Annotated in this window: 14 protein-coding genes and 1 tRNA gene; 4 read left to right on the plus strand and 11 right to left on the minus strand. The window is 61.2% G+C overall.

The features are described 5' to 3' along the window. Positions 1 to 55: 55 nt before the first annotated feature. From ACEPAJ_RS03700 to arsS, 5 genes are read right to left on the minus strand one after another with little or no spacing between them, the layout of a single operon-like run. Complete coding sequence (locus ACEPAJ_RS03700) at positions 56 to 766, minus strand: DUF3047 domain-containing protein (protein ID WP_425913621.1); 711 nt, start codon at positions 764 to 766, stop codon at positions 56 to 58. Next, on the minus strand, positions 766 to 2,907 hold the full coding sequence (locus ACEPAJ_RS03705; protein ID WP_425913623.1) for an FAD-dependent oxidoreductase: 2,142 nt from the start codon (positions 2,905 to 2,907) through the stop codon (positions 766 to 768). The genes ACEPAJ_RS03700 and ACEPAJ_RS03705 overlap by 1 nt, the downstream gene beginning before the upstream one ends. Then, the gene (locus tag ACEPAJ_RS03710; protein WP_425913624.1) at positions 2,900 to 3,868 is read right to left on the minus strand and encodes a hypothetical protein; all 969 of its coding nucleotides are present in this window, start codon (positions 3,866 to 3,868) and stop codon (positions 2,900 to 2,902) included. The genes ACEPAJ_RS03705 and ACEPAJ_RS03710 overlap by 8 nt, the downstream gene beginning before the upstream one ends. Then, positions 3,868 to 5,253 carry a sodium:solute symporter family transporter gene (locus ACEPAJ_RS03715; protein ID WP_425913625.1) on the minus strand — a complete coding sequence of 462 codons (1,386 nt, stop codon included), beginning with the start codon at positions 5,251 to 5,253 and terminating at the stop codon, positions 3,868 to 3,870. The genes ACEPAJ_RS03710 and ACEPAJ_RS03715 overlap by 1 nt, the downstream gene beginning before the upstream one ends. Positions 5,254 to 5,268: 15 nt before the next feature. After that, positions 5,269 to 6,237, minus strand: a complete 969-nt coding sequence (gene arsS, locus ACEPAJ_RS03720) for an arsenosugar biosynthesis radical SAM (seleno)protein ArsS (protein WP_425917922.1) — start codon at positions 6,235 to 6,237, stop codon at positions 5,269 to 5,271. A gap of 203 nt (positions 6,238 to 6,440) precedes the next feature. Here arsS and ACEPAJ_RS03725 point away from each other — a divergent pair, with 203 nt between their 5' ends. Then, complete coding sequence (locus ACEPAJ_RS03725; protein WP_425913627.1) at positions 6,441 to 6,857, plus strand: hypothetical protein; 417 nt, start codon at positions 6,441 to 6,443, stop codon at positions 6,855 to 6,857. 14 nt (positions 6,858 to 6,871) lie between these two features. After that, a complete protein-coding gene (locus tag ACEPAJ_RS03730; protein WP_322948206.1) occupies positions 6,872 to 7,306 on the plus strand; it encodes a BLUF domain-containing protein in 435 nt (144 codons plus the stop codon). Between the two features lie 27 nt (positions 7,307 to 7,333). Here the strand turns inward: ACEPAJ_RS03730 and ACEPAJ_RS03735 are convergent, their stop codons facing one another. The 3 genes from ACEPAJ_RS03735 to gabD all read right to left on the minus strand — a co-directional run bounded on the left by ACEPAJ_RS03735 (position 7,334) and on the right by gabD (position 11,756). Then, complete coding sequence (locus ACEPAJ_RS03735) at positions 7,334 to 8,536, minus strand: HDOD domain-containing protein (protein ID WP_425913628.1); 1,203 nt, start codon at positions 8,534 to 8,536, stop codon at positions 7,334 to 7,336. 319 nt (positions 8,537 to 8,855) lie between these two features. Continuing rightward, positions 8,856 to 10,136 carry a 4-aminobutyrate--2-oxoglutarate transaminase gene (gabT, locus tag ACEPAJ_RS03740; RefSeq protein ID WP_425913629.1) on the minus strand — a complete coding sequence of 427 codons (1,281 nt, stop codon included), beginning with the start codon at positions 10,134 to 10,136 and terminating at the stop codon, positions 8,856 to 8,858. Positions 10,137 to 10,307: 171 nt separating this feature from the next. Continuing rightward, the gene (gene gabD / locus ACEPAJ_RS03745; protein ID WP_425913630.1) at positions 10,308 to 11,756 is read right to left on the minus strand and encodes an NADP-dependent succinate-semialdehyde dehydrogenase; all 1,449 of its coding nucleotides are present in this window, start codon (positions 11,754 to 11,756) and stop codon (positions 10,308 to 10,310) included. 334 nt (positions 11,757 to 12,090) lie between these two features. Here gabD and ACEPAJ_RS03750 point away from each other — a divergent pair. After that, positions 12,091 to 12,167: transfer RNA gene (locus ACEPAJ_RS03750), tRNA-Arg, on the plus strand. A 430-nt stretch (positions 12,168 to 12,597) separates the two neighbouring features. Here the strand turns inward: ACEPAJ_RS03750 and norR are convergent. Then, positions 12,598 to 14,151 carry a nitric oxide reductase transcriptional regulator NorR gene (gene norR, locus ACEPAJ_RS03755; RefSeq protein ID WP_425913631.1) on the minus strand — a complete coding sequence of 518 codons (1,554 nt, stop codon included), beginning with the start codon at positions 14,149 to 14,151 and terminating at the stop codon, positions 12,598 to 12,600. A gap of 175 nt (positions 14,152 to 14,326) precedes the next feature. Between norR and hmpA the strand changes: the two genes are divergently transcribed. Beyond that, complete coding sequence (gene hmpA, locus ACEPAJ_RS03760) at positions 14,327 to 15,508, plus strand: NO-inducible flavohemoprotein (RefSeq protein ID WP_425913632.1); 1,182 nt, start codon at positions 14,327 to 14,329, stop codon at positions 15,506 to 15,508. Between the two features lie 231 nt (positions 15,509 to 15,739). On the opposite strand, the gene ACEPAJ_RS03765 is transcribed toward hmpA, so the two are convergent. Further along, positions 15,740 to 16,969 (minus strand): HD-GYP domain-containing protein, encoded by a 1,230-nt coding sequence (locus ACEPAJ_RS03765; protein ID WP_425913633.1) that lies wholly within the window; start codon positions 16,967 to 16,969, stop codon positions 15,740 to 15,742. 273 nt (positions 16,970 to 17,242) lie between these two features. Then, positions 17,243 to 18,466: a CaiB/BaiF CoA transferase family protein gene (locus ACEPAJ_RS03770; RefSeq protein ID WP_425913635.1), complete on the minus strand. Its 1,224-nt coding sequence runs from the start codon at positions 18,464 to 18,466 to the stop codon at positions 17,243 to 17,245. Between the last annotated feature and the right edge of the window lie 44 nt (positions 18,467 to 18,510).

Below are 18,510 nucleotides of genomic sequence, written 5' to 3' on the forward strand. Positions count from 1 at the left end.
CCATAGGTTGGGTGTCTAACAGTGGCTGCATGGTAAAGACTTACCCGCGCTGTTGTCAGGGCAGCTTGCGTATTTGTGGCGCGGCGAAATAACTGGTCACGCTTTCACCGGTGTTGTCGCTGTCGGCAGCAAACACCACGCCGAGAATCTTACGTGGCGCGCTGCCGAAGGCGGCAGTGGCGTCGGCGCGAAGATCGCGGGATTCCGTCAGCCACTCGCCCAGCGCGGCTTCAGGACCGCGCAGCACATGCATCTCCACCGTTTCGGTGTAGGCGCTGCGGGCATGGGTGCCAGGGACTTCGCGGTTATCCCAGACGTAGCTCAGGGTGGCGGCGGGCAGGTCGGGGTCGAAGAAGGTCCGCGCCAGACGCAGCTTTTGTCGGGTGACGAAGCTTAGCGAGTCTAGCGGGTAATCCAGCAGCACATACACCCGGGCGGCGTAGTCATCGCCTTCGCGGGTGGCGAAGCGGGCCTGGGCCAGGCGCTGCTCGGTGCGCCACTGCCAGCTCAGCTGCCAGGCTTGATCGCCGGGCAGACTCAAGGGGTGCACGAGCCCGCCGGCGGCGGCATCGGCGTTGATCCGCAATGCCTGCTGGCCATCCAGCTGGATCAGGCTGCGCTCAGACGGCTTGAGCTTGGGAATGTCCGCCAGCTTCCACGGCGTCGACCATGCGGCGGTCGGCGGGCCTGCTGTCCAGGGCGTCAGCAGGTTCTCCGCCTGGGCCAGCGGTGCGGCGAGAATTAGCCCCAGCACTAACGCGCGCATCAGCTGCGCCGCCAGGTGTGGAAACGCTCAACCAGCCGCAACAGCCGTTGTGGGGCGTGGGCGCGTTTCCATTCGCCAGCGGCGTACTTGTTCGCCTCGCTCATGGTCGGGTAGCTGTGGATGGTGCCGAGAATCTTGTTCAGGCCCAGGTTGTACTTCATCGCCAGCACGTACTCGGTGAGCAGCTCACCGGCGTGTTCGCCAACGATGGTCACGCCGAGAATGCGGTCTTTGCCGGGCTCGGTGAGCACCTGTACATAACCATGGGCGGCTTCGTCGGCGATGGCGCGGTCGAGGTCGTCGATGCCATAACGGGTGACTTCATAGGCGACGTTTTGAACCTGGGCTTCGCCCTCACTGAGGCCAACACGGGCCACTTCCGGATCGGTGAAGGTGCAGTGTGGAATCACCCGGTAATCCGCCTTGAAGCGTTTAAAACCGGCAAACAGCGCGTTGACCGCCGCGTACCAGGCCTGGTGGGCGGCCACGTGGGTGAATTGGTACGGCCCGGTGACATCGCCCACCGCAAATATATTGGGGAAGCGCGTGGCCAGGTATTCGTCAGTTTCCAACGTGCCATTGTCGCGCAGCGTCAGGCCTAGCTCCTCAGCCCCGTAGCCGCTGACATTAGCTTTACGGCCGAGGGCCAGCAGCAGGCAGTCGAAGGCGATGGTCACCGGTTCGCCGGTGTCGAGGTTGCGGGCAATCATGCGGGTTTCGCCGTCGACCACTTCAAAACGCTCGGCCTGATGACCCAGGCGCAGGTCGACGCCGTCGGCACGCAGGCTGGCCATTACCGCTTCGCTGGCGTTGGCGTCTTCACGGGGCAGCAGGCGGCCACCGCGTTCCACTTGAATCACTTGGCTGCCGATGCGCTGGAAGGCCTGCGAGAGTTCGCAACCAATCGGCCCGCCGCCCAGCACCAGCAGCCAGCGCGGCTGCTGGCGCAGGGTCCAGATGGTGTCGGAGGTGTAAGCCTGCACCTGCTCAAGGCCAGGAATATCGGGCACGAACGGCCGCGCGCCGGCGGCGATGATCAGGTTGCGGCTGCTCAGGGTTTTGCCATTAACCTCAACCGTCCAGGGCGAAAGGATCTTCGCTTCACCCTCAATCACCTCGACGCCCAGGTCGGTGTAGCGCTCCACCGAGTCATGCGGCTCGATGTCGGCGATCACCCGTTGGATGCGCTGCATCACGGCCGGGAAATCCACCTGGCCCTGCACGCCGGTAAAGCCCAAGGCTTCACCCTTCTTCAGTTCGTTGGCCAGTTTGGCCGAGCGCAGCAGCGCCTTGGAGGGCACGCAGCCGGTGTTCAGGCAGTCGCCGCCCATCTGGTGTTTTTCGATCAGGCTGACCTTGGCCTTCACGGCTGCGGCGATATAGGCGCTGACCAGCCCGCCGGCACCAGCGCCGATCACGACTAGGTTGCGGTCGAAGGTCTTGGGTTTGTGCCAGCCGGCATACACGCGGCGTGCCTGAATCAGCCCGAGCAACTTGCGCGCAATCAGCGGGAATACCCCGAGCAGCACAAAGGCGCCGAGCAGGCCCGGTGAAAGAATGCCGGACAACGACTCCAGCTGGCCCAGCTCACGCCCGGCATTCACGTACACCAGGGTGCCGGGCAGCATGCCGAGCTGGCTGACCCACCAATAGGTGCGCAGCGGCAGGCGGGTCAGGCCCATGGCCAGGTTGATCAGGAAGAACGGAAACAGCGGCACCAGACGCAGGGCAAACAGGTAGAACGCGCCTTCCCGCTCGACCCCGGCATCGATGCTCGCCAGGCGCTGGCCGAAGCGGCTCTGCACCCAGTCACGCAGCAGAAAGCGGCTGCTGAGCATGGCCAGGCTCGCGCCCAACGTGGAGGCAAAGGAAATCAGCACGAAGCCTTCGATCAACCCGAATAGCGCCCCGCCAAGCAAGGTCATCAGCGCCGCGCCGGGTAAGGAAAGCGCCGTGACCGCGACATAGGCGAGAAAGAACAGCCCCGCCGCCAGCCAGGGCTGCTCGGCGACCTGGGTGTTGAGTGCAACTTGCTGCGCTTTCAGCGCCTCGAGGTTGAGGTACTGGCCAATGTCGAAGACAAAGAAGCTGCCGAGCAATGCGAGGATCAAGCCCATCAGGGCGATTTTGCGGCTATTCATCAGTCAGCGCCTCCAGGGCGCAGAGGCTTTGGCACAGGCTAAAACCGGCCAGCAGGGCCTGCGACGGTTGATCCGCCACAGTGCCAAGAATACGTGAGCGATAGGACTGCGCCGCCGGGCTGTGGGCGGGCCACTGGCGGTCGAAGTCGGCGAGAAAGGCAGCGGGGTCGTAGTTCAGCGGCAGGGCCTCGATAAACAATCCGTCGCGCTGGCAGCGATACAGCGCCGCCGGGTGCGGCGTGGTGGCGATGCGGCTAATTAGGCCATAACGGCCGCCGGCAAAGTTAGGCAGGCCAGCCGCGCCGTTATTGACCAGTGCGCCGTGCTTAAGGTTCAGCGCGACGGCGGCGCAACTATGGCTGGTGGCCAGAACCTGCACATTGTGAGTGGCGAACCAGCTATCCAGCTGCTGCTGGCGGGCCGGTTCACTCAGCGCCTCACGCGAGCAATTCCAACCGGCCAGGGACTGCTCATCGCCATGGCTGATTGCGACGCGTTGCCCGTCGACGCTGACCAGCGCTGTACTCGGGCGCGCAGCCAAGCGCTCGGCCATACCGGGCAAGCTTTGCACGGTGCTATTCAGCACCTGCTGGATGGCATTGGAACGTTCGACTACTTGGTCGTCCACGTTCATCGGGTAGGCGCAGCCGCAGCCGGCACCGCTGTCGTCGTCGCGGCCCAGCTCGGTTTCGACATTGCCGCGCAGGGCCAGGTGCGCGCTCAGCCCTTCTTCAATCTGCTGGAAAATCTGCGGGTCGCGGTCAAACCAGTGCGCATCACCGTTGAACACCACCCGCGCATTGGGTTCGGCAGCCAGTCGCCGTTGCAGTGCCGCGAGCGCCTGACGATTACCGTACAAACCACCGACTACATACAGTGTCGCGCACTCGAACAGCGGCTCGCCGCTAAAGGCATCTGGCGCCAGGCGATAATCCAGCGGGCAATCGCGGCCGGCGCGCATCAGGCTGCGCCTCGTTGACCGGCGCGCAGCCAGCCGGGAACCAGATAGCCCAGCACACACAGGCCCAGGCCATACAGGTTAGTGCCGAGTAGCAGCGCGTATTTGCCGTCGCCAATGGCCCAGCTTGGTGGGATCCAGCCGAGGGTCAGGGCGACGCCCAAGCCCAGACCAGTCCAGAAACTCAGGTGAAAGCCCAGGCGGGTTGGCGTGGTCAGGCCGTGCAGGATAAACACTGGTGCCAGGCCGATAACCATGGTGCCGCTGATGGTGGTGGCTTTGAGAATGTCGGTGCCGGCGATCATCGGCAGGTTGCCGAGCAAGGCGAAGACCACCATGACGGCCATGCCGACGCCAATGGCCTTCTGCCCCAGGTCGCGCCCGGCCAACTTGGGCAGCTCGCGCCCTGCCAACTTGGCCAGGCTGGAGAAGGTTGAGTCCAGGGTTGAGCCCGCGGCAGAGACCATCACCACGGTCATCACCATCAACGCGCCGATGCCCATAGTCTTGGCCAGGGCAGCGGGCACGTTGTCTGAGGCCGCTAAACCAGTGAGCTGCGCATGGACGCCGATCAGGCTGAACGCGAGGATGGCGATAAAGCCCAGTACGCCGGCAATCACGAATGAGCGGCGCATGGTTTTCTCTTCGCTGATAAAGCCGCGATCAGTCAGCACCGGGTCATGGAAGCCATAGCTGAAGGCCTGCAGACCGGCGACCAGCAGCAGATCGACGCCGGCATTCAGTGCCCAGTGGCTGGTGCTGGCCAGCTCGCTGGGGGAATGCTGCGGGAGTACTAGGCCGAGTACCCAGACCAGCGCGACGATAAAGATCGCCGCCTGCGCCGCATCGGTAAGGATCGAGCTACGCAGGCCGCCGCGCAGGCTATAGGCCAGCGTCACGGCGGTAAACAGCAAGGCCGCGCCGATAAACTCAAGGCTGCCGGCGTCGCCGTAATAACCACCAACCACGGCGGTGTTGCTCCACACCTCGTTAAACAGGCGGATCAGGATGGCGGCAGAAAACGCCAGCGCCGCGCCACGGCCATAATGGCTGCTGAGAAAACTCACCAGCCCCGTGGCCGCATAACGCCGGCGCAGGCGGTAGATGACGAAGCCGGTCAGCGGAATCGACAGCCAATACATGGCGTAGGCCAGGCCGCCGATCAGGCCGTAACTGGCTCCCAGATTGGCGGCGTTGGTCACCGACTTGGCGAAGATCCAGCTGATAAAAATGCTTGAGGTCAGCAACCAGGGCGCTGCACTGCGGCCTTGATTGTCTTCACCGTTGAAGAAGCCACCGAGGGTCACTGCGCGCGGCGACAGCGCCACCATCAGCGCGCCATACACCAGCAGAAACCCCCAGAAAAACAGCCCGACCGTGCTGCTCATAGGTTCACTCCAAGCTTATTCATTTAATGCGCCGCCACAGCTGGAGCCCTGTCCAGCGGTGCAGGCGTAGCAGTGGTCGCGGGTAACAATCGGGTTGCCATCGAGTGTGGCGCCGAGCAGGTCAAGCAAATGCGCGCGCTGGCGGCCAATCAACTGACCTTGCAGGGGGAGCGGCAGGTCGAGCATCTGGTTGAAATCACAGTCGTACAGGTAGCCCTGCCAGTCGACGCTGACCAGCGCGCGGCACATCAGCGCGTCGAGATTTTCCGGGCGGTAGCTGTCGCGCAGCAATTGCATGTAGGTGTTGAACTGGCCCTTGCTGACCAAGGTGCTGCCAAAGCGCGCAATCGGCTGGTTGGTAATGGTCAGCAGGTGGTTGAAGACGATTCCGAAATCTTCCGCCAGGTGCTGCTTATAGTCGGCCTCAAGGCCTTGCTGAGGCGGCGGCAAGCTTGGCCCTTGCGGGTTGTACACCAGATTCAGAATCAGGCCGCTGCCGGGTTGGCCATAGCCTAGGGCGTTGAGCTGTTGCAGGCCTTTGATACTGGCCTCGAATACGCCATCGCCGCGCTGTTTATCGACGTTATCCCGTGAGTAGCATGGCAACGAGGCGCTGACCTCCACGCCTTGCTCGGCAAGGAACTGGGCCAGGTCTTCATAGCCGGGCTCACTGAGGATGGTCAGGTTGCAGCGGTCGATCACCCGCAGGCCTTCACGGCGCGCATGTACAACAATTTCACGAAAACGTGGGTGCATTTCCGGTGCGCCGCCGGTGAGGTCCAAGGTTTGCACCGGGTGCGCATCGATTACTTGATGCAATAACGCCAGGCTTTCGTCTGTCATTTCCTCGGTGCGCGTTGGCCCGGCATTCACGTGGCAATGCAGGCAGCGCTGGTTGCAGCGGTAGGTCAGGTTGATCTGCAGCGCTTCCAGTGGCCCCCGGCGGATTGCCGGAAAAGCCAGTTGGTCGAGCAAGGGCAGCATGGCGTGCACAGTTGGCTCCTTTATGAGGGGCGCGCCGGGTGGGCGCAGCGGGCTGAATAGGCTCAGCCGTGATGTCGCCACTATAGAGAGTGCACGCGGGGTTTTGTTACACAGCTGGATAGAAGAATGCCGTGCAATTAGTTGTACGGATCTTATACAAATAAGGCAGTATCGGCTAACAGTCGTTAGCCTGGGGATTACCGATGTTGCGTTTGAGTCTGTTTTTTCTCGCGGGCTTTCTGGCCGTGCCGTTTTTTCACCAGCCTGTGCTGGGCTTGCTGCATGCACTGGCAGTGGTGCCGTTTGCACCGTTCAACCTGAGCCCCACTGCGCCATTGGGGGTGCCCGCGTTACTTTCGGCGTCCTTCTGGGGTGGGCTCTGGGCGGTGGTGATGCTGCTGGTGCTGCGTTGGCAGGCAGGCACCCCACAACCTTGGCTCAAGGCCCTGCTGTTCGGCGGTATCGCCCTGACCACCGTCGCTTTGCTGGTGGTGTTTCCACTCAAGGGGATGGGCTTTGATCCGGTGAAGCTGCCGGGGCGTTTTCTGATCGGCTTTCTGGTTAACGCCGCCTGGGGTGTCGGTACGTTGATTTTTGCTCGAACCCTGTTGCCACTTTAATAAAGGAGATCACCATGCTTGTCCGCCTCACCTATGCCAGCCGAGCCAGCCACAGCGTTTCTGCTGAGTTGATTCGCGAAATTCTCGACAGTTCGCAGCGTAACAACCCGCGTAAAGGCCTGACCGGGATTCTCTGCTGCAACGCCGATATCTTTCTGCAGGCACTGGAAGGTCCGCGGACTGAGGTTAATGCCTTGTACAACCGCCTGGCCGATGACACTCGGCACAAGGAGTTGACCATCCTCGATTACGCCGAAATCAGCATGCGCCGTTACAGCAACTGGAGCATGGGTTGGGCCGGTGCCAAGCAGACCAACCGCGAGCTGTTCCTCAAGTATTCGGCCAGCGACCGGTTTGATCCGTTCAACATGAGCGCCGAGCAAATTACCGGTCTGCTACTGGAGCTGAGTGAGACCGTCAGCACGCTTAAATCACCTGTTCTCAGTTAGAGCCTCAGTGGCTCAGCCCACTGGCCGCTAAAGCTTGGGAATGCGCTCTAGCAGGCTGATATCCAGGCGCAATAAGCGTACGCAGCGTTCGTCGCGTAACTCTTTGGCCGATTGATTGCTGCGTTGGCGTAGCAGCAGGCACACCAGATTGAGCACCAGCGCCTCGCGCGAAAAGACACCGCTACTAAGGGTGTAAAACGCGGTAATCAGCTCGCGCAGGCCGAACGGCAACCGCCAGCGGATGCGCAGCGCCGAGCCGAAGCTGGCGGCGCGTTGCTGAAGGCTTTGCGGGATTTGCTCGTCACGCAGTACGCCGCCAGCGTCCTGCCAATCTTGCAGGCTACGCAGCAATGCCAGCTCGCCGATGTTGTGCAACAGCGCGGCGGTAAAGCACAACTCGGCGTCCAGATGCAGTTCGTTGGCCAACCAGCGCGCCAGGTCGGCACTGCGCTGGGCGTTTTCCCAGGCACTGTTGGCCAGCTCGGCCAAGCGCGGGTCGCTGAGTTGGGCGTTGCGCTGCACGGCCATGCCCAGCACCAGATTCAACGTGCGCGCCACGCCCAGGCGCGGCAGTGCCTGGCTCAGGGTTTGACACGGTACGCCCTGATGCTGGGCAGCACTATTGGCCGCAGCGATGAGGCGCGCAGTGATCTGCGGATCACGGGAAAATATCTGTTCAAGCTCACGCAGGTTAGTCTCATCGCCTTTCAGGCACTGGCTCACCGAGTCACGGACCGAGGCTAACAGCGGCGCGCCCTGGCCTTCTTCACGCACTGCGTTGAGGTACTCATCCAGGCTGTCGACTAACAGAGGAGCGTTAGCGTTCACCGCTGGCGCCTCTGCGCTGCCGAGAATGTTCAACAGGCGCTGGCGCAGTTGTTCGGCATTGAACGGTTTAGCCAGGTAGGCCGTCGGGGCCAGCGGCCGTGTAGCGCGTACGCTGTTGGCATCCAGGCGGCTGCTGATCAGGATAAATGGCAGTGCCGGGGTGCGCGGGTGACGGCGCAGTTGGCGCAGCAGTTCCAGGCCATCGACACCCGGCAGGTCGCCATCGGCAATCACCAGATCCGGTAGGCGACGTTTGCATTTGGCCAGCGCCGCTTCGCCGTCGGTGACTCGCAGAATGCGCGCATCGGGACGAACGTCGCGTACCAGTTGCACGAGCAGATCGGCAGTCCAGGGTTCTGCTTCGGCGATCAGAATCTCCGCAGCCTTGGCCGTGGCAGTCATGGAAACCTCAGAGAAAAGCGTATTAGCAAAAGAATGGCTTCACTGCAGCCAGCAGCGCGCAGTGTAAGGGGCCGCTAGCTGAGCGCGCATGCAAATCGACGAAATCTTGAGCACATAGCCAAGTTTACATCATGGCCGAATAGGCTGTTTTAGAGGGGTTTTATAGGGCTAATAAGAGCTGCATGAGGCATTTTGCCACGGCTCAATCCCTCCCCTTGAAACAGGTGCCACGCCGCCGTAAATTTCAGGGCTGAGCCGGGTTAGGCGGCAGAAAACAAAAAACCCGCCGAGGCGGGTTTTTGTGTGAACCAGCTAAGAATCAGGCCAGTTCGTCGAAGCACTCGGCAAGAATTGCCAGGCCCTTCTCCAGTTGTGCGTCAGGAATGGTCACGGGCATCAGGAAACGAATGACGTTGTAGTAGGTGCCGCACGACAGCAGGATCAGCCCCTTCTCACGTGCACGCGCAACGATCTTGCCGACTAATGCTGCCGCCGGGGTGCGCTTCTCGTCGCCCTCGAACAGTTCAATGGCGATCATCGAGCCCAGACCGCGGACATCGCCAATCACCTTGTGCTTGGCTTGGATCGCGCGCAGACCGGTTTTGACTTTTTCACCCAGCGCTTGTGAACGCTCCAGCAGGTTTTCTTCGTCGAAGACCTTTAACACGGCCAAGGCCGCTGCGCAGGCAATCGGGCTACCGGCATAGGTGCCGCCCAGGCCGCCGGGTGCGATCACGTCCATGATCTCGGCTTTGCCGCACACGCCCGCGATCGGGAAACCACCGCCTACCGACTTGGCGAAGGTGGTCAGGTCTGCAATCACGCCCAGTTGCTCGGTGGCAAAGAAGGTGCCGGTACGACCCGCGCCGGTTTGTACTTCGTCAGCGATCAGCAGAATGCCGTGCTCATCGCACAGGGCGCGCAGGCGCTGCATGAAGGCTGGAGAGTTGGTGTAGAAACCGCCCTCGCCCTGCACCGGCTCGATGATGATGGCCGCGATGTCGCTCGGCTGCGCATCGTTCTTGAAGATGCGTTCGATGCTGGCGATCGACTCGTCTTCACTCACACCGTGCAGCTCACACGGTGCCAGCGCACGGAAGATACCGCCTGGCATCAGGCCCATACCGGCCGAGTAAGGCACGACTTTACCGGTCAGCCCGAGGGTCATCATGGTGCGGCCGTGGTAGGCGCCGGTGAAGGCGATTACGCCGGCGCGGCCAGTGGCGGCGCGGGCAATCTTCACGGCGTTTTCGACCGCTTCCGAGCCGGAGGTCACCAGCAGGGTTTTCTTGGCGAAGTCACCCGGTACGCGCTTGGCGATTTCTTCGCACAGCTCGACATAGGGTTCGTAAGCCAGCACTTGGAAGCAGGTGTGCGACAGCTTGGTCAGCTGCTCTTGTACCGCGGCGACCACCTTCGGGTGCAAGTGGCCGGTGTTGAGCACGGCGATGCCGCCGGCGAAGTCGATAAACTCGCGGCCTTCGACGTCCCATACGGTGGCGTTTTCCGCGCGCTCAGCGAAGATCGGGTGGATCTGGCCGACACCGCGTGGAACGGCAGCCATCCGGCGTTGCATCAAAGATTCGTTGGTCTTGCTCATGGTGTCCTCATTCGCCGTTTAATCGCGGCGTGGTTCAAGGATGTGTTACCGGGAGGGCTTGGCAGTATTCGATGATCGACTGCCGCAGCACACCCGGCCACAGGGTCTGTCCATATAAATGCAGAAGGTGCAGCGCTCTCGTGCACCTCTGCGGAGTTACTTCGCCGGGGGTTAGATACCCAGGCAGAGGTATTTGATTTCCAGGTAGTCCTCAATGCCGTACTTCGAGCCTTCGCGGCCCAGACCGGAGGCTTTCACGCCGCCGAACGGCGCGACTTCATTGGAGATCAACCCGGTGTTAACGCCCACCATCCCGTACTCCAGTGCTTCCGCTACGCGGAACACACGGCCCAAATCACGGGCATAGAAGTACGAGGCCAGGCCAAACTCGGTGTCGTTGGACATGGCAATGACGTCGGCCTCGTCCTTAAAGCGGAACAGCGGGGCCAGCGGGCCGAAGGTTTCTTCCTTGGCCACCGCCGCATGCTTCGGCACGTCGACCAGGATGGTCGGCTCGAAGAAGCTGCCGCCCAAGGTGTGCGGCTTGCCACCGGTGAGCAGGCGCGCGCCTTTGCTCAAGGCATCGGCAATGTGCTCCTGCACCTTAGCCACGGCTTTGTCGTCGATCAGCGGGCCAGTGGTGGTGCCCTCTTGCAGGCCGTTACCGATCTGCAGCTTGGCCACCGCAACGGCCAGTTTCTCGGCGAAGGCGTCGTATACGCCGTCCTGAATGTACAGGCGATTAGCGCAGACGCAGGTCTGGCCGTTGTTGCGGAACTTGGAAATGATCGCGCCTTCGACGGCCTTATCCAGGTCCGCGTCGTCGAACACGATGAACGGCGCGTTGCCGCCCAGCTCCAGGGACACCTTCTTGATGTCCTTGGCGCATTCGGCCATCAGCTGGCGGCCGATATCCGTCGAGCCCGTGAAGGACAACTTACGCACGATTGGGTTGCTGGTCAGCTCGCTGCCGATATCGCCGGCGCTGCCGGACACCACGCTGAACACACCGGCAGGAATACCGGCACGCTGGGCCAGCTCAGCCAGGGCAAACGCAGAGAAAGGCGTTTGCGACGCAGGCTTGAGCACCATGGTGCAGCCCGCGGCGAGCGCTGGGCCGGCTTTGCGGGTGATCATCGCGGCCGGGAAGTTCCACGGGGTAATCGCTGCCGTCACGCCAATTGGCTGCTTGATCACGATCAAGCGCTTGTCTGGCTGGTGACCGGGAATCACATCGCCGTAGACGCGCTTGGCTTCTTCGGCAAACCACTCAATAAAGGAGGCGGCATAAACGATTTCGCCTTTGGCTTCAGCCAATGGCTTGCCCTGCTCCAGGGTCATCAGGCGAGCGAGGTCGTCCTGATTTTCGATGATCAGCTCGAACCAGCGACGCAGTTTGTTGGCGCGGTCCTTGGCGGTCAGTGCACGCCAGGCCGGCAGCGCTTTCTCTGCGGCTTCAATGGCACGGCGGGTTTCGGCCGCGCCCATTTTGGGGACCGTACCGAGAATTTCGCCAGTTGCCGGGTTATTCACGTTGATGGTCTGGCCGCTGTCGGCGTCCAACCAAACACCATCGATATAAGCTTGCTGACGGAACAGCTGGGTGTCTTTCAGTTGCATGGCAGTCTCCTCAATTCCGACACCCTGGCATCGGTACCTGTCATCGAATGCGCCGCACTACAGCGTCGCTGGATTTGATCGTTGGGCTCATGCTGTTTAATAAACGAGCGAAAAAGCTAACCGCAGATGATTTCAGTAAGAGCGTTTGAAATCTCAAACGAATGCTAGGGTTAAGAGGGGTAAAGGGCAATAGTATGTTCGAAAAAATTAACGAGACCTGTGCATATTCCCTGCTTGCAGGCGCAGATAGCCAGGCGGCGGTTCCCGTGCAGAATCACGAACAAAGTAGCGGCATGGACGCCCGCCAGCGAGATGCGTATGATTGCGCCGCGTTGCACCAGTAGCTCAGCTGGATAGAGTACTGCCCTCCGAAGGCAGTGGTCATGGGTTCGAATCCCGTCTGGTGCACCATATAAAACAAGGCCTTAGGTGAAAACCTAGGGCTTTTTGTTTTTCATGTGTCCATTCTGTGCCCAAGTCGTGTCGCACTATTATTTACGTGCATGTCGCTCTGTCGTCTTTGCGGGTGGTTCGGCGTTCCTACATGACCTGTAACGACAGGGTGAGCGGCGCATCACCTTTCGTTCGATCTTTCGTATCAAACTTAGTGATTGCCAGACCGATGTGTCGCGTACCCAGCTGATGCGCTTGCAACATTCGCCATAAGCGCCGGCCTGCTGTCCTAGGCCTAGCCCAGGTTGCCGAGAATATTGACACTCACCTTCTTGGGGATTTTGTTCTGCGACAGTACGTGCAGCCCCGGGCTGAATACACGGGCGTAGCGTGCGAGCAGCGGCCGCAGCTGTGCAATGACGGTGAGGATCGGCGGGTGGCCTTTTTTCTAGTTAAGGCCCAGGCGTTTGGCCAGACGGATCAGGTTGGCGCGGTCGAGGCCCAGTTCGCGCGCGGCGGCTGCCCATTTGCGCTGATGACGGCTGAGGGCTTGGCTGATTAGCTGTTTCTGGAAGGCGTCGACGGCCTCGCGCAGCGGCAGGTTGTTAGGGCTTGCGGCTGGGCTGCTGGACGCGGCGAGAGGCATGCCAGGGTATTGTTCTGGCAGGTCGAGGTGGGCGCTGTCGATGCTGAGAATGCGTGGGCGTTCGCGGCAACCGGCGAGCGCCTTGAGCGCAGCGCGGCCGATCAGGTGTTCCAGCTCGCGCACATTACCTGGCCAGGTGAAGCTCAGCAGGCTGGCTTGTGCGGCCAGGGTCAGACGCACGCTGCGCAGCCCCAGGCGGGCGCGGTTTTCCTCAAGGAAGTAGCCGGCCAGGAGCAACACATCACGCCCGCGTTCGCGCAGCGCAGGCACCTTGAGCGGGTAAACACTGAGGCGATGGTAGAGGTCGGCGCGAAAGCGTCCGGCGCGCACTTCTTCGGCCAGGTCACGGTTGCTGGCGGCCAGTACCCGTACGTTGACCCGCTGCTCCTGGTCGGCCCCCACGCGTTGCAGCTGGCCACTTTGCAGTACGCGCAACAGCTTGGCCTGAGCGAGCAGCGGCAGTTCGCCGATTTCATCGAGAAACAGGCTGCCGCCATCGGCCAGCTCGAACTTGCCGCGGCGTTCGTTGTGCGCCCCGGTGAAGGCGCCGCGTACATGGCCAAACAGTTCGCTTTCCACCAGATTATCCGGCAGCGCCGCGCAGTTCAGGCTGATCATGGGCCGATTGGCGCGCGGCGAGGCGGCGTGCAGGGCTTCGGCGACCAACTCTTTGCCGACCCCGGTTTCGCCACTGATCAGCACGTTCAGCTCGCTGTTACCAACCAGGGCGATTTCCTGCTGCAGCTGTTTGTGCACCGCGCTCTGGCCGATCAGTTCACGCGGGCGCTGTTGCACTGCTGCCTGCTTATAGGCCTCGGCCAATTGGTGCTGGTCTTCGGCGCGTTGCAGCAGGGCGTTGATCCGCTCGCTGGCCATCACCGTGGCGGCGGCGAGGCTGGCGAAGGCCTGCAGGTTGTCCAGGTCCACCCGGCCAAAACTGGCGGGGTCGAGCGAGTCGAGGGTCAGCAGCCCCCAGGGCTGATCTTGCACATAGAGCGCGCAGCCGAGGCAGTCATGCACGGGCAGGTGGCCGCGATGACCGTCGACCAGGCCGTCATACGGATCAGGCAGCTCGCAGTCGGTGGCGAAACGCAGTGGCCCGCGTTGCGCCAGCAGCGCTTGCAGGCGTGGCTGTTCGCTGAGTTTGAAACGCCGGCCAAGGGTGTCGGCACTCAGGCCCTCGACCGCAAGCGGGATCAATACCTCACCGTCGAGCTTGAGTAGCGCCACGGCGTCGCAGGGCAGCAATTGCCTGAGCGCTTGCAGCAGGCGGCGATAGCGCTCGGCCTCGGGCAGCTCGCGGGACAGGTCGGCGACCAGGGGGATCAGGGCGGTGAGCAGTGGGTTTGCTGTCATAAGGACACGCTAGAGGTCATTAAGACTCAAAATAACTGCTGTCATAAAGACGCATATATTTATAAGTCATTGAATTTAAACAATAAAAATATTGGCATGCTTCCTGTAATAGTCAGAGTGATATGAACCGAACCACTGCGCAAGTGCAGTGTGTCGCCCCGATGAGGAAGCCTGCATGTTGACCCCTGAGCAAACCGCCCTGATTAAAGCCACTGTCCCGCTGCTGGAAACGGGTGGCGAAGCGCTGACGCGGCATTTCTATGAGCTGATGCTTAGCGAGTACCCCGAGGTGCGCGTCCTGTTTAACCAGGCGCACCAGGCCAGTGGCGGCCAGCAGCGCGCCCTTGCCAATGCGGTGCTGATGTATGCGCGGCACATCGACAAGCTGGAGGCGCTCGGCCCGCTGGTTGGGCAAATCGTTAACAAGCACGTGTCGCTGCAAATCCTGCCCGAGCATTACCCGATTGTTGGCAGCTGTTTGTTACGGGCGATTCGCGAAGTGCTGGGTGCTGAGATCGCCACCGATGCGGTGATTGATGCCTGGGCCGCCGCCTATGGCCAGCTCGCTGACATTCTCATCGGCGCCGAAGAAGCCGCCTATGCCGCGAATGCCAGTGCCGAGGGTGGCTGGCGCGGGGCGCGCGAATTCCGTTTGAGCCGCAAGGTGGTGGAGAGTGAGGAGATTGTTTCGCTGTTCCTAGCCCCGGCTGACGGCGGCGCCGTGGCGGACTTTCAGCCCGGCCAGTACATCGGCTTGCGCTTACTGCTGGAGGGCGCCGAGCAGCGCCGCAACTACTCGCTGTCGGCCCTGAGCAATGGCCGCGAGTACCGCATCAGCGTCAAGCGCGAGGCGGGCGGCAAGGTGTCCAACTACCTGCATGACCAGCTGCAAGTCGGCGATAGCTTGGAGTTGTTTGCCCCGTCCGGCGATTTTGTTCTGCGCGAATCCAGCAAACCGTTGGTGCTGATCAGCGCGGGTGTCGGCATCACGCCGGCGCTGAGCATGCTTGAAGCGGCGCGTGACAGCGGCCGTGATATTCACTTTATCCACTGTGCGCGCCATGCCGGTGTGCATGCCTTCCGTGAGTGGGTCGAGGCGCAGCGCAGCGAGCGTCCGCAAGTGCGTCATTACGTGTGCTACAGCGAGCCGCGTGACGGTGATGTGGGCGATGCCGAAGGCTTCCTCACCCAGCAGTTATTGAGCGAGTGGCTGCCCGAGCAGCGTGACCTGGATGCCTACTTCCTGGGTCCTAAGCCGTTTATGGCGCAGGTCAAACGGCATTTGCACAGCCTGGGTGTGCCGGCCGCGCAGAGCCATTACGAGTTCTTTGGCCCGGCCAGTGCGTTGGACAGTTAATAAGGCGATCTAGGCGTTGATGATGCAGGCGTCTCCATCCTGCCAATCGCATGCTGCTGGTTGGCGGTTGGCGGTTGGCTTGGCGCTTGCGGGCTGGAGGCACAGCTGCACTTGGGCCGCCCGTAACGGCCTGTGTCTGGTGTTGCTGACACGGCGCGCTGAGCAGCTTCTACAGCCTGGGGGTGATGGTCGGGCTGATGACGCCGATGAGGCATGAGGGGGCTGCGCAATCTAGATAGGGATAATCAGGCCTTTACGGCGGTAGGCATCGATATCAATACCAAAGGCCCCGCTGCTGTGTACTTCGTGCACGCGGTAGGGCTTGTCGTCGCTGTCCTTGGCCATTTTCGCCAGTTCTATAATGCGTTCTTTGCACGCCTTTTTGTCCGCATCCAGCACCCGCAGCACCTTGGGCTTGAGCTTGTTGCCGGGGTGACAGCCAATGATGATGCCGACCTCACCATTGGTCATCTCAACGATTTCTCCGGGTGGATAGATGCCGATCATGCGCGAAAAGCAGCCCACAATATCTTCATCGAAATGGCTGTCGACGGCTTCCAGCAAGATACACAGCGATGCCAAGCTGGATTTACCTTTGCTGTAAACGCGGTCGCTATTAATGGCGTCATAGCTGTCGGCTACGGCAATGATCTTGGCGAAATAAGGAATTTTGCTGGCATCCAGGCCGCGAGGGTAGCCCTTGCCATCCACGCGCTCGTGGTGGGAGTAGGCGACGTCGACCGTGGCTGGAGTGACCTGCTGGTTACTCATCAATAGCCTGCGCCCTTCCGCCGCATGGCTCTGCATGATGCCGTGCTCGTCATCCGTCAATTTGCCGGGCTTGTTGAGTATCTCATTGGGTATTTTGACTTTGCCGACATCGTGGAGCATGCCGCAGATACCGATTTGCTCAAGTTGATAAGTCGGCAAGCCCAGCGCTTTAGCTAGGGCAATCGACAGAATGGACACGCGCAGCGAATGCTCGGCGGTGTATTCGTCACTGTTTTTGATGCGAGCCAGCCATAGCATGGCTGTTGGATTGCGCAGGATGCTTTCAACGCAATCCTTGACCACGGCTTTCACCGCATCAACGTCCAGTTCCTGGCCCAATTTGACGGCCTGAAGAATCCGCAGAGACTCCTCGCGGGCGGCATGCCATACAGGCGCTGCCTGCTGTATCTCCAGGTTGAAATCGACCTTGGCTATCACCGGCTGCAGTGGCGCAGGCGCGCCTGCATTTTCCGCGATCTGCTCGCTCACGCTTAAAGAGCGCCGCGCATCCACCCATACGTAACTGCATTGCTGTTGAAACAGGCTGATTTCCTGCTGCTTTTGAATTCTAAATCCCTGAAAAAGAAAGCTGGTATCCGTCCATGGTCGATCAAGCTCAACTACATACATGCCGATTGTCAGCTGAGCTGCTTCGACTTTGATGCGGTCTGTTTTGGCGTCATCGGCCATGCAGGCGCTCCAGTGCGGATTTCGATTGCGAGCCATTAGCCACTATCGGCGCAAGGAACAGCAAATTACTTTTGTCTATTGATCAGGTGAACGGCCGCCGGCGAGTTCCGCAGTGAGTGCGCTCTGGTAGGCCAAGTCGCGTGCTCTCGCGCTGAGCGTGCTGGCGCATCGACCTGTGTTGCTGAGATGGCGCGTGCGTTAGGGCTGCTGCCTAGTTGCTGCGTAACAAAATGCAGTAACAGGCAGGTGGATTGATCGCGGGTGAGCAACCGCTCAGAGCACGCCAGCTGCACGCAGGGCAGTGATCTGCTCAGGGCTTAGGCCCAAGTGACGGCTGAGTACCTGCTCGGTGTGTTCGCCGAGCAGTGGCGGTGCGTTGCGGTATTGCACCGGGGTTTCTGACAACCGCAGCGGGCTGGCCACTTGCGGAGTGCTGCTGCCCAGGCTGTTGGGCATGTCGATGCGCAGGCCGCGTGCCAGAACCTGCGGGTCGGCAAATACCTGGGCCAGGTCATTGATCGGCCCACAGGGGACGCCTGCCTGTTCGAGCAAACCGATCCATTGCGCCGTGGTCTTGAACACCGTGGCCTGACGCAGCAATGGGATCAGCTCGGCGCGATGGGCAACCCGGGCTTTGTTTGAAGAAAAACGCGGGTCGTCGGCCAACTCCGCAAGGCCGGCCACCTCGCACAGTTTGCGGAACTGCCCGTCATTACCCACGGCGATGATGAAGTCGCCGTCGGCCGAGGGGAAATCCTGGTAGGGCACGATATTCGGGTGGGCGTTGCCCAGGCGTTTCGGCGAGACGCCGGTGTTGAGGTAATTCATCGCCTGGTTAGCCAGGCAAGCCACCTGCACATCCAGCAGGGCCACATCAATATGTTGGCCAAGCCCCGATTGCTCACGCTGATTGAGCGCCGCCAGCACGCCGACGGTGGCGTAAAGGCCGGTGAGGATGTCGGTGAGGGCGACCCCGACTTTCATCGGGCCGGCGCCTTCTTCTCCATCGGGCTTGCCGGTCAGGCTCATCAGCCCGCCGAGGCCCTGAATCATAAAGTCATAGCCGGCGCGTTTGGCATAAGGGCCGTCCTGACCAAAGCCGGTGATCGAGCAATAAATCAGGCGCGGATTGATGGCTTTCAGCGAGTCGTAATCAAGGCCATAGGCCGCCAGGCCGCCGACCTTGAAGTTCTCCAGCAGCACGTCGCAGTTTTGCACCAGCTCACGCACCAGGCGTTGGCCATCGGGCTGGGTGAAGTCGAGGGTGACCGATTGTTTGTTGCGATTGGCGCTCTGAAAGTACGCCGCTTCGCGCGAGTCGTTGCCCTCGGCGTCCTTCACATAAGGTGGGCCCCAGTGGCGGGTGTCATCGCCGCTGCCGGGGCGCTCGACCTTGATCACTTCAGCGCCCAGGTCACCGAGAATCTGCCCGGCCCAAGGTCCTGCCAATACACGAGACAGGTCGAGAACGCGGATATGCGAAAGGGCGCCGGGCATAGCGAAGATTCCTGCGTAGGGTGGATCGGGGCGCGTAGCTGGCG

This window comes from Pseudomonas sp. GWSMS-1, from assembly GCF_049847425.1.
In the GTDB taxonomy this organism is placed as follows: domain Bacteria; phylum Pseudomonadota; class Gammaproteobacteria; order Pseudomonadales; family Pseudomonadaceae; genus Aquipseudomonas.

Coding starts and splice junctions, on each gene's coding strand:
- ACEPAJ_RS03700 (WP_425913621.1), bottom strand. CDS start 766: ATGCGCGCGTTAGTGCTGGGGCTAATTCTCGCCGCACCGCTGGCCCAG.
- ACEPAJ_RS03705 (WP_425913623.1), bottom strand. CDS start 2,907: ATGAATAGCCGCAAAATCGCCCTGATGGGCTTGATCCTCGCATTGCTC.
- ACEPAJ_RS03710 (WP_425913624.1), bottom strand. CDS start 3,868: ATGCGCGCCGGCCGCGATTGCCCGCTGGATTATCGCCTGGCGCCAGAT.
- ACEPAJ_RS03715 (WP_425913625.1), bottom strand. CDS start 5,253: ATGAGCAGCACGGTCGGGCTGTTTTTCTGGGGGTTTCTGCTGGTGTAT.
- arsS (WP_425917922.1), bottom strand. CDS start 6,237: ATGCTGCCCTTGCTCGACCAACTGGCTTTTCCGGCAATCCGCCGGGGG.
- ACEPAJ_RS03725 (WP_425913627.1), top strand. CDS start 6,441: ATGTTGCGTTTGAGTCTGTTTTTTCTCGCGGGCTTTCTGGCCGTGCCG.
- ACEPAJ_RS03730 (WP_322948206.1), top strand. CDS start 6,872: ATGCTTGTCCGCCTCACCTATGCCAGCCGAGCCAGCCACAGCGTTTCT.
- ACEPAJ_RS03735 (WP_425913628.1), bottom strand. CDS start 8,536: ATGACTGCCACGGCCAAGGCTGCGGAGATTCTGATCGCCGAAGCAGAA.
- gabT (WP_425913629.1), bottom strand. CDS start 10,136: ATGAGCAAGACCAACGAATCTTTGATGCAACGCCGGATGGCTGCCGTT.
- gabD (WP_425913630.1), bottom strand. CDS start 11,756: ATGCAACTGAAAGACACCCAGCTGTTCCGTCAGCAAGCTTATATCGAT.
- norR (WP_425913631.1), bottom strand. CDS start 14,151: ATGACAGCAAACCCACTGCTCACCGCCCTGATCCCCCTGGTCGCCGAC.
- hmpA (WP_425913632.1), top strand. CDS start 14,327: ATGTTGACCCCTGAGCAAACCGCCCTGATTAAAGCCACTGTCCCGCTG.
- ACEPAJ_RS03765 (WP_425913633.1), bottom strand. CDS start 16,969: ATGGCCGATGACGCCAAAACAGACCGCATCAAAGTCGAAGCAGCTCAG.
- ACEPAJ_RS03770 (WP_425913635.1), bottom strand. CDS start 18,466: ATGCCCGGCGCCCTTTCGCATATCCGCGTTCTCGACCTGTCTCGTGTA.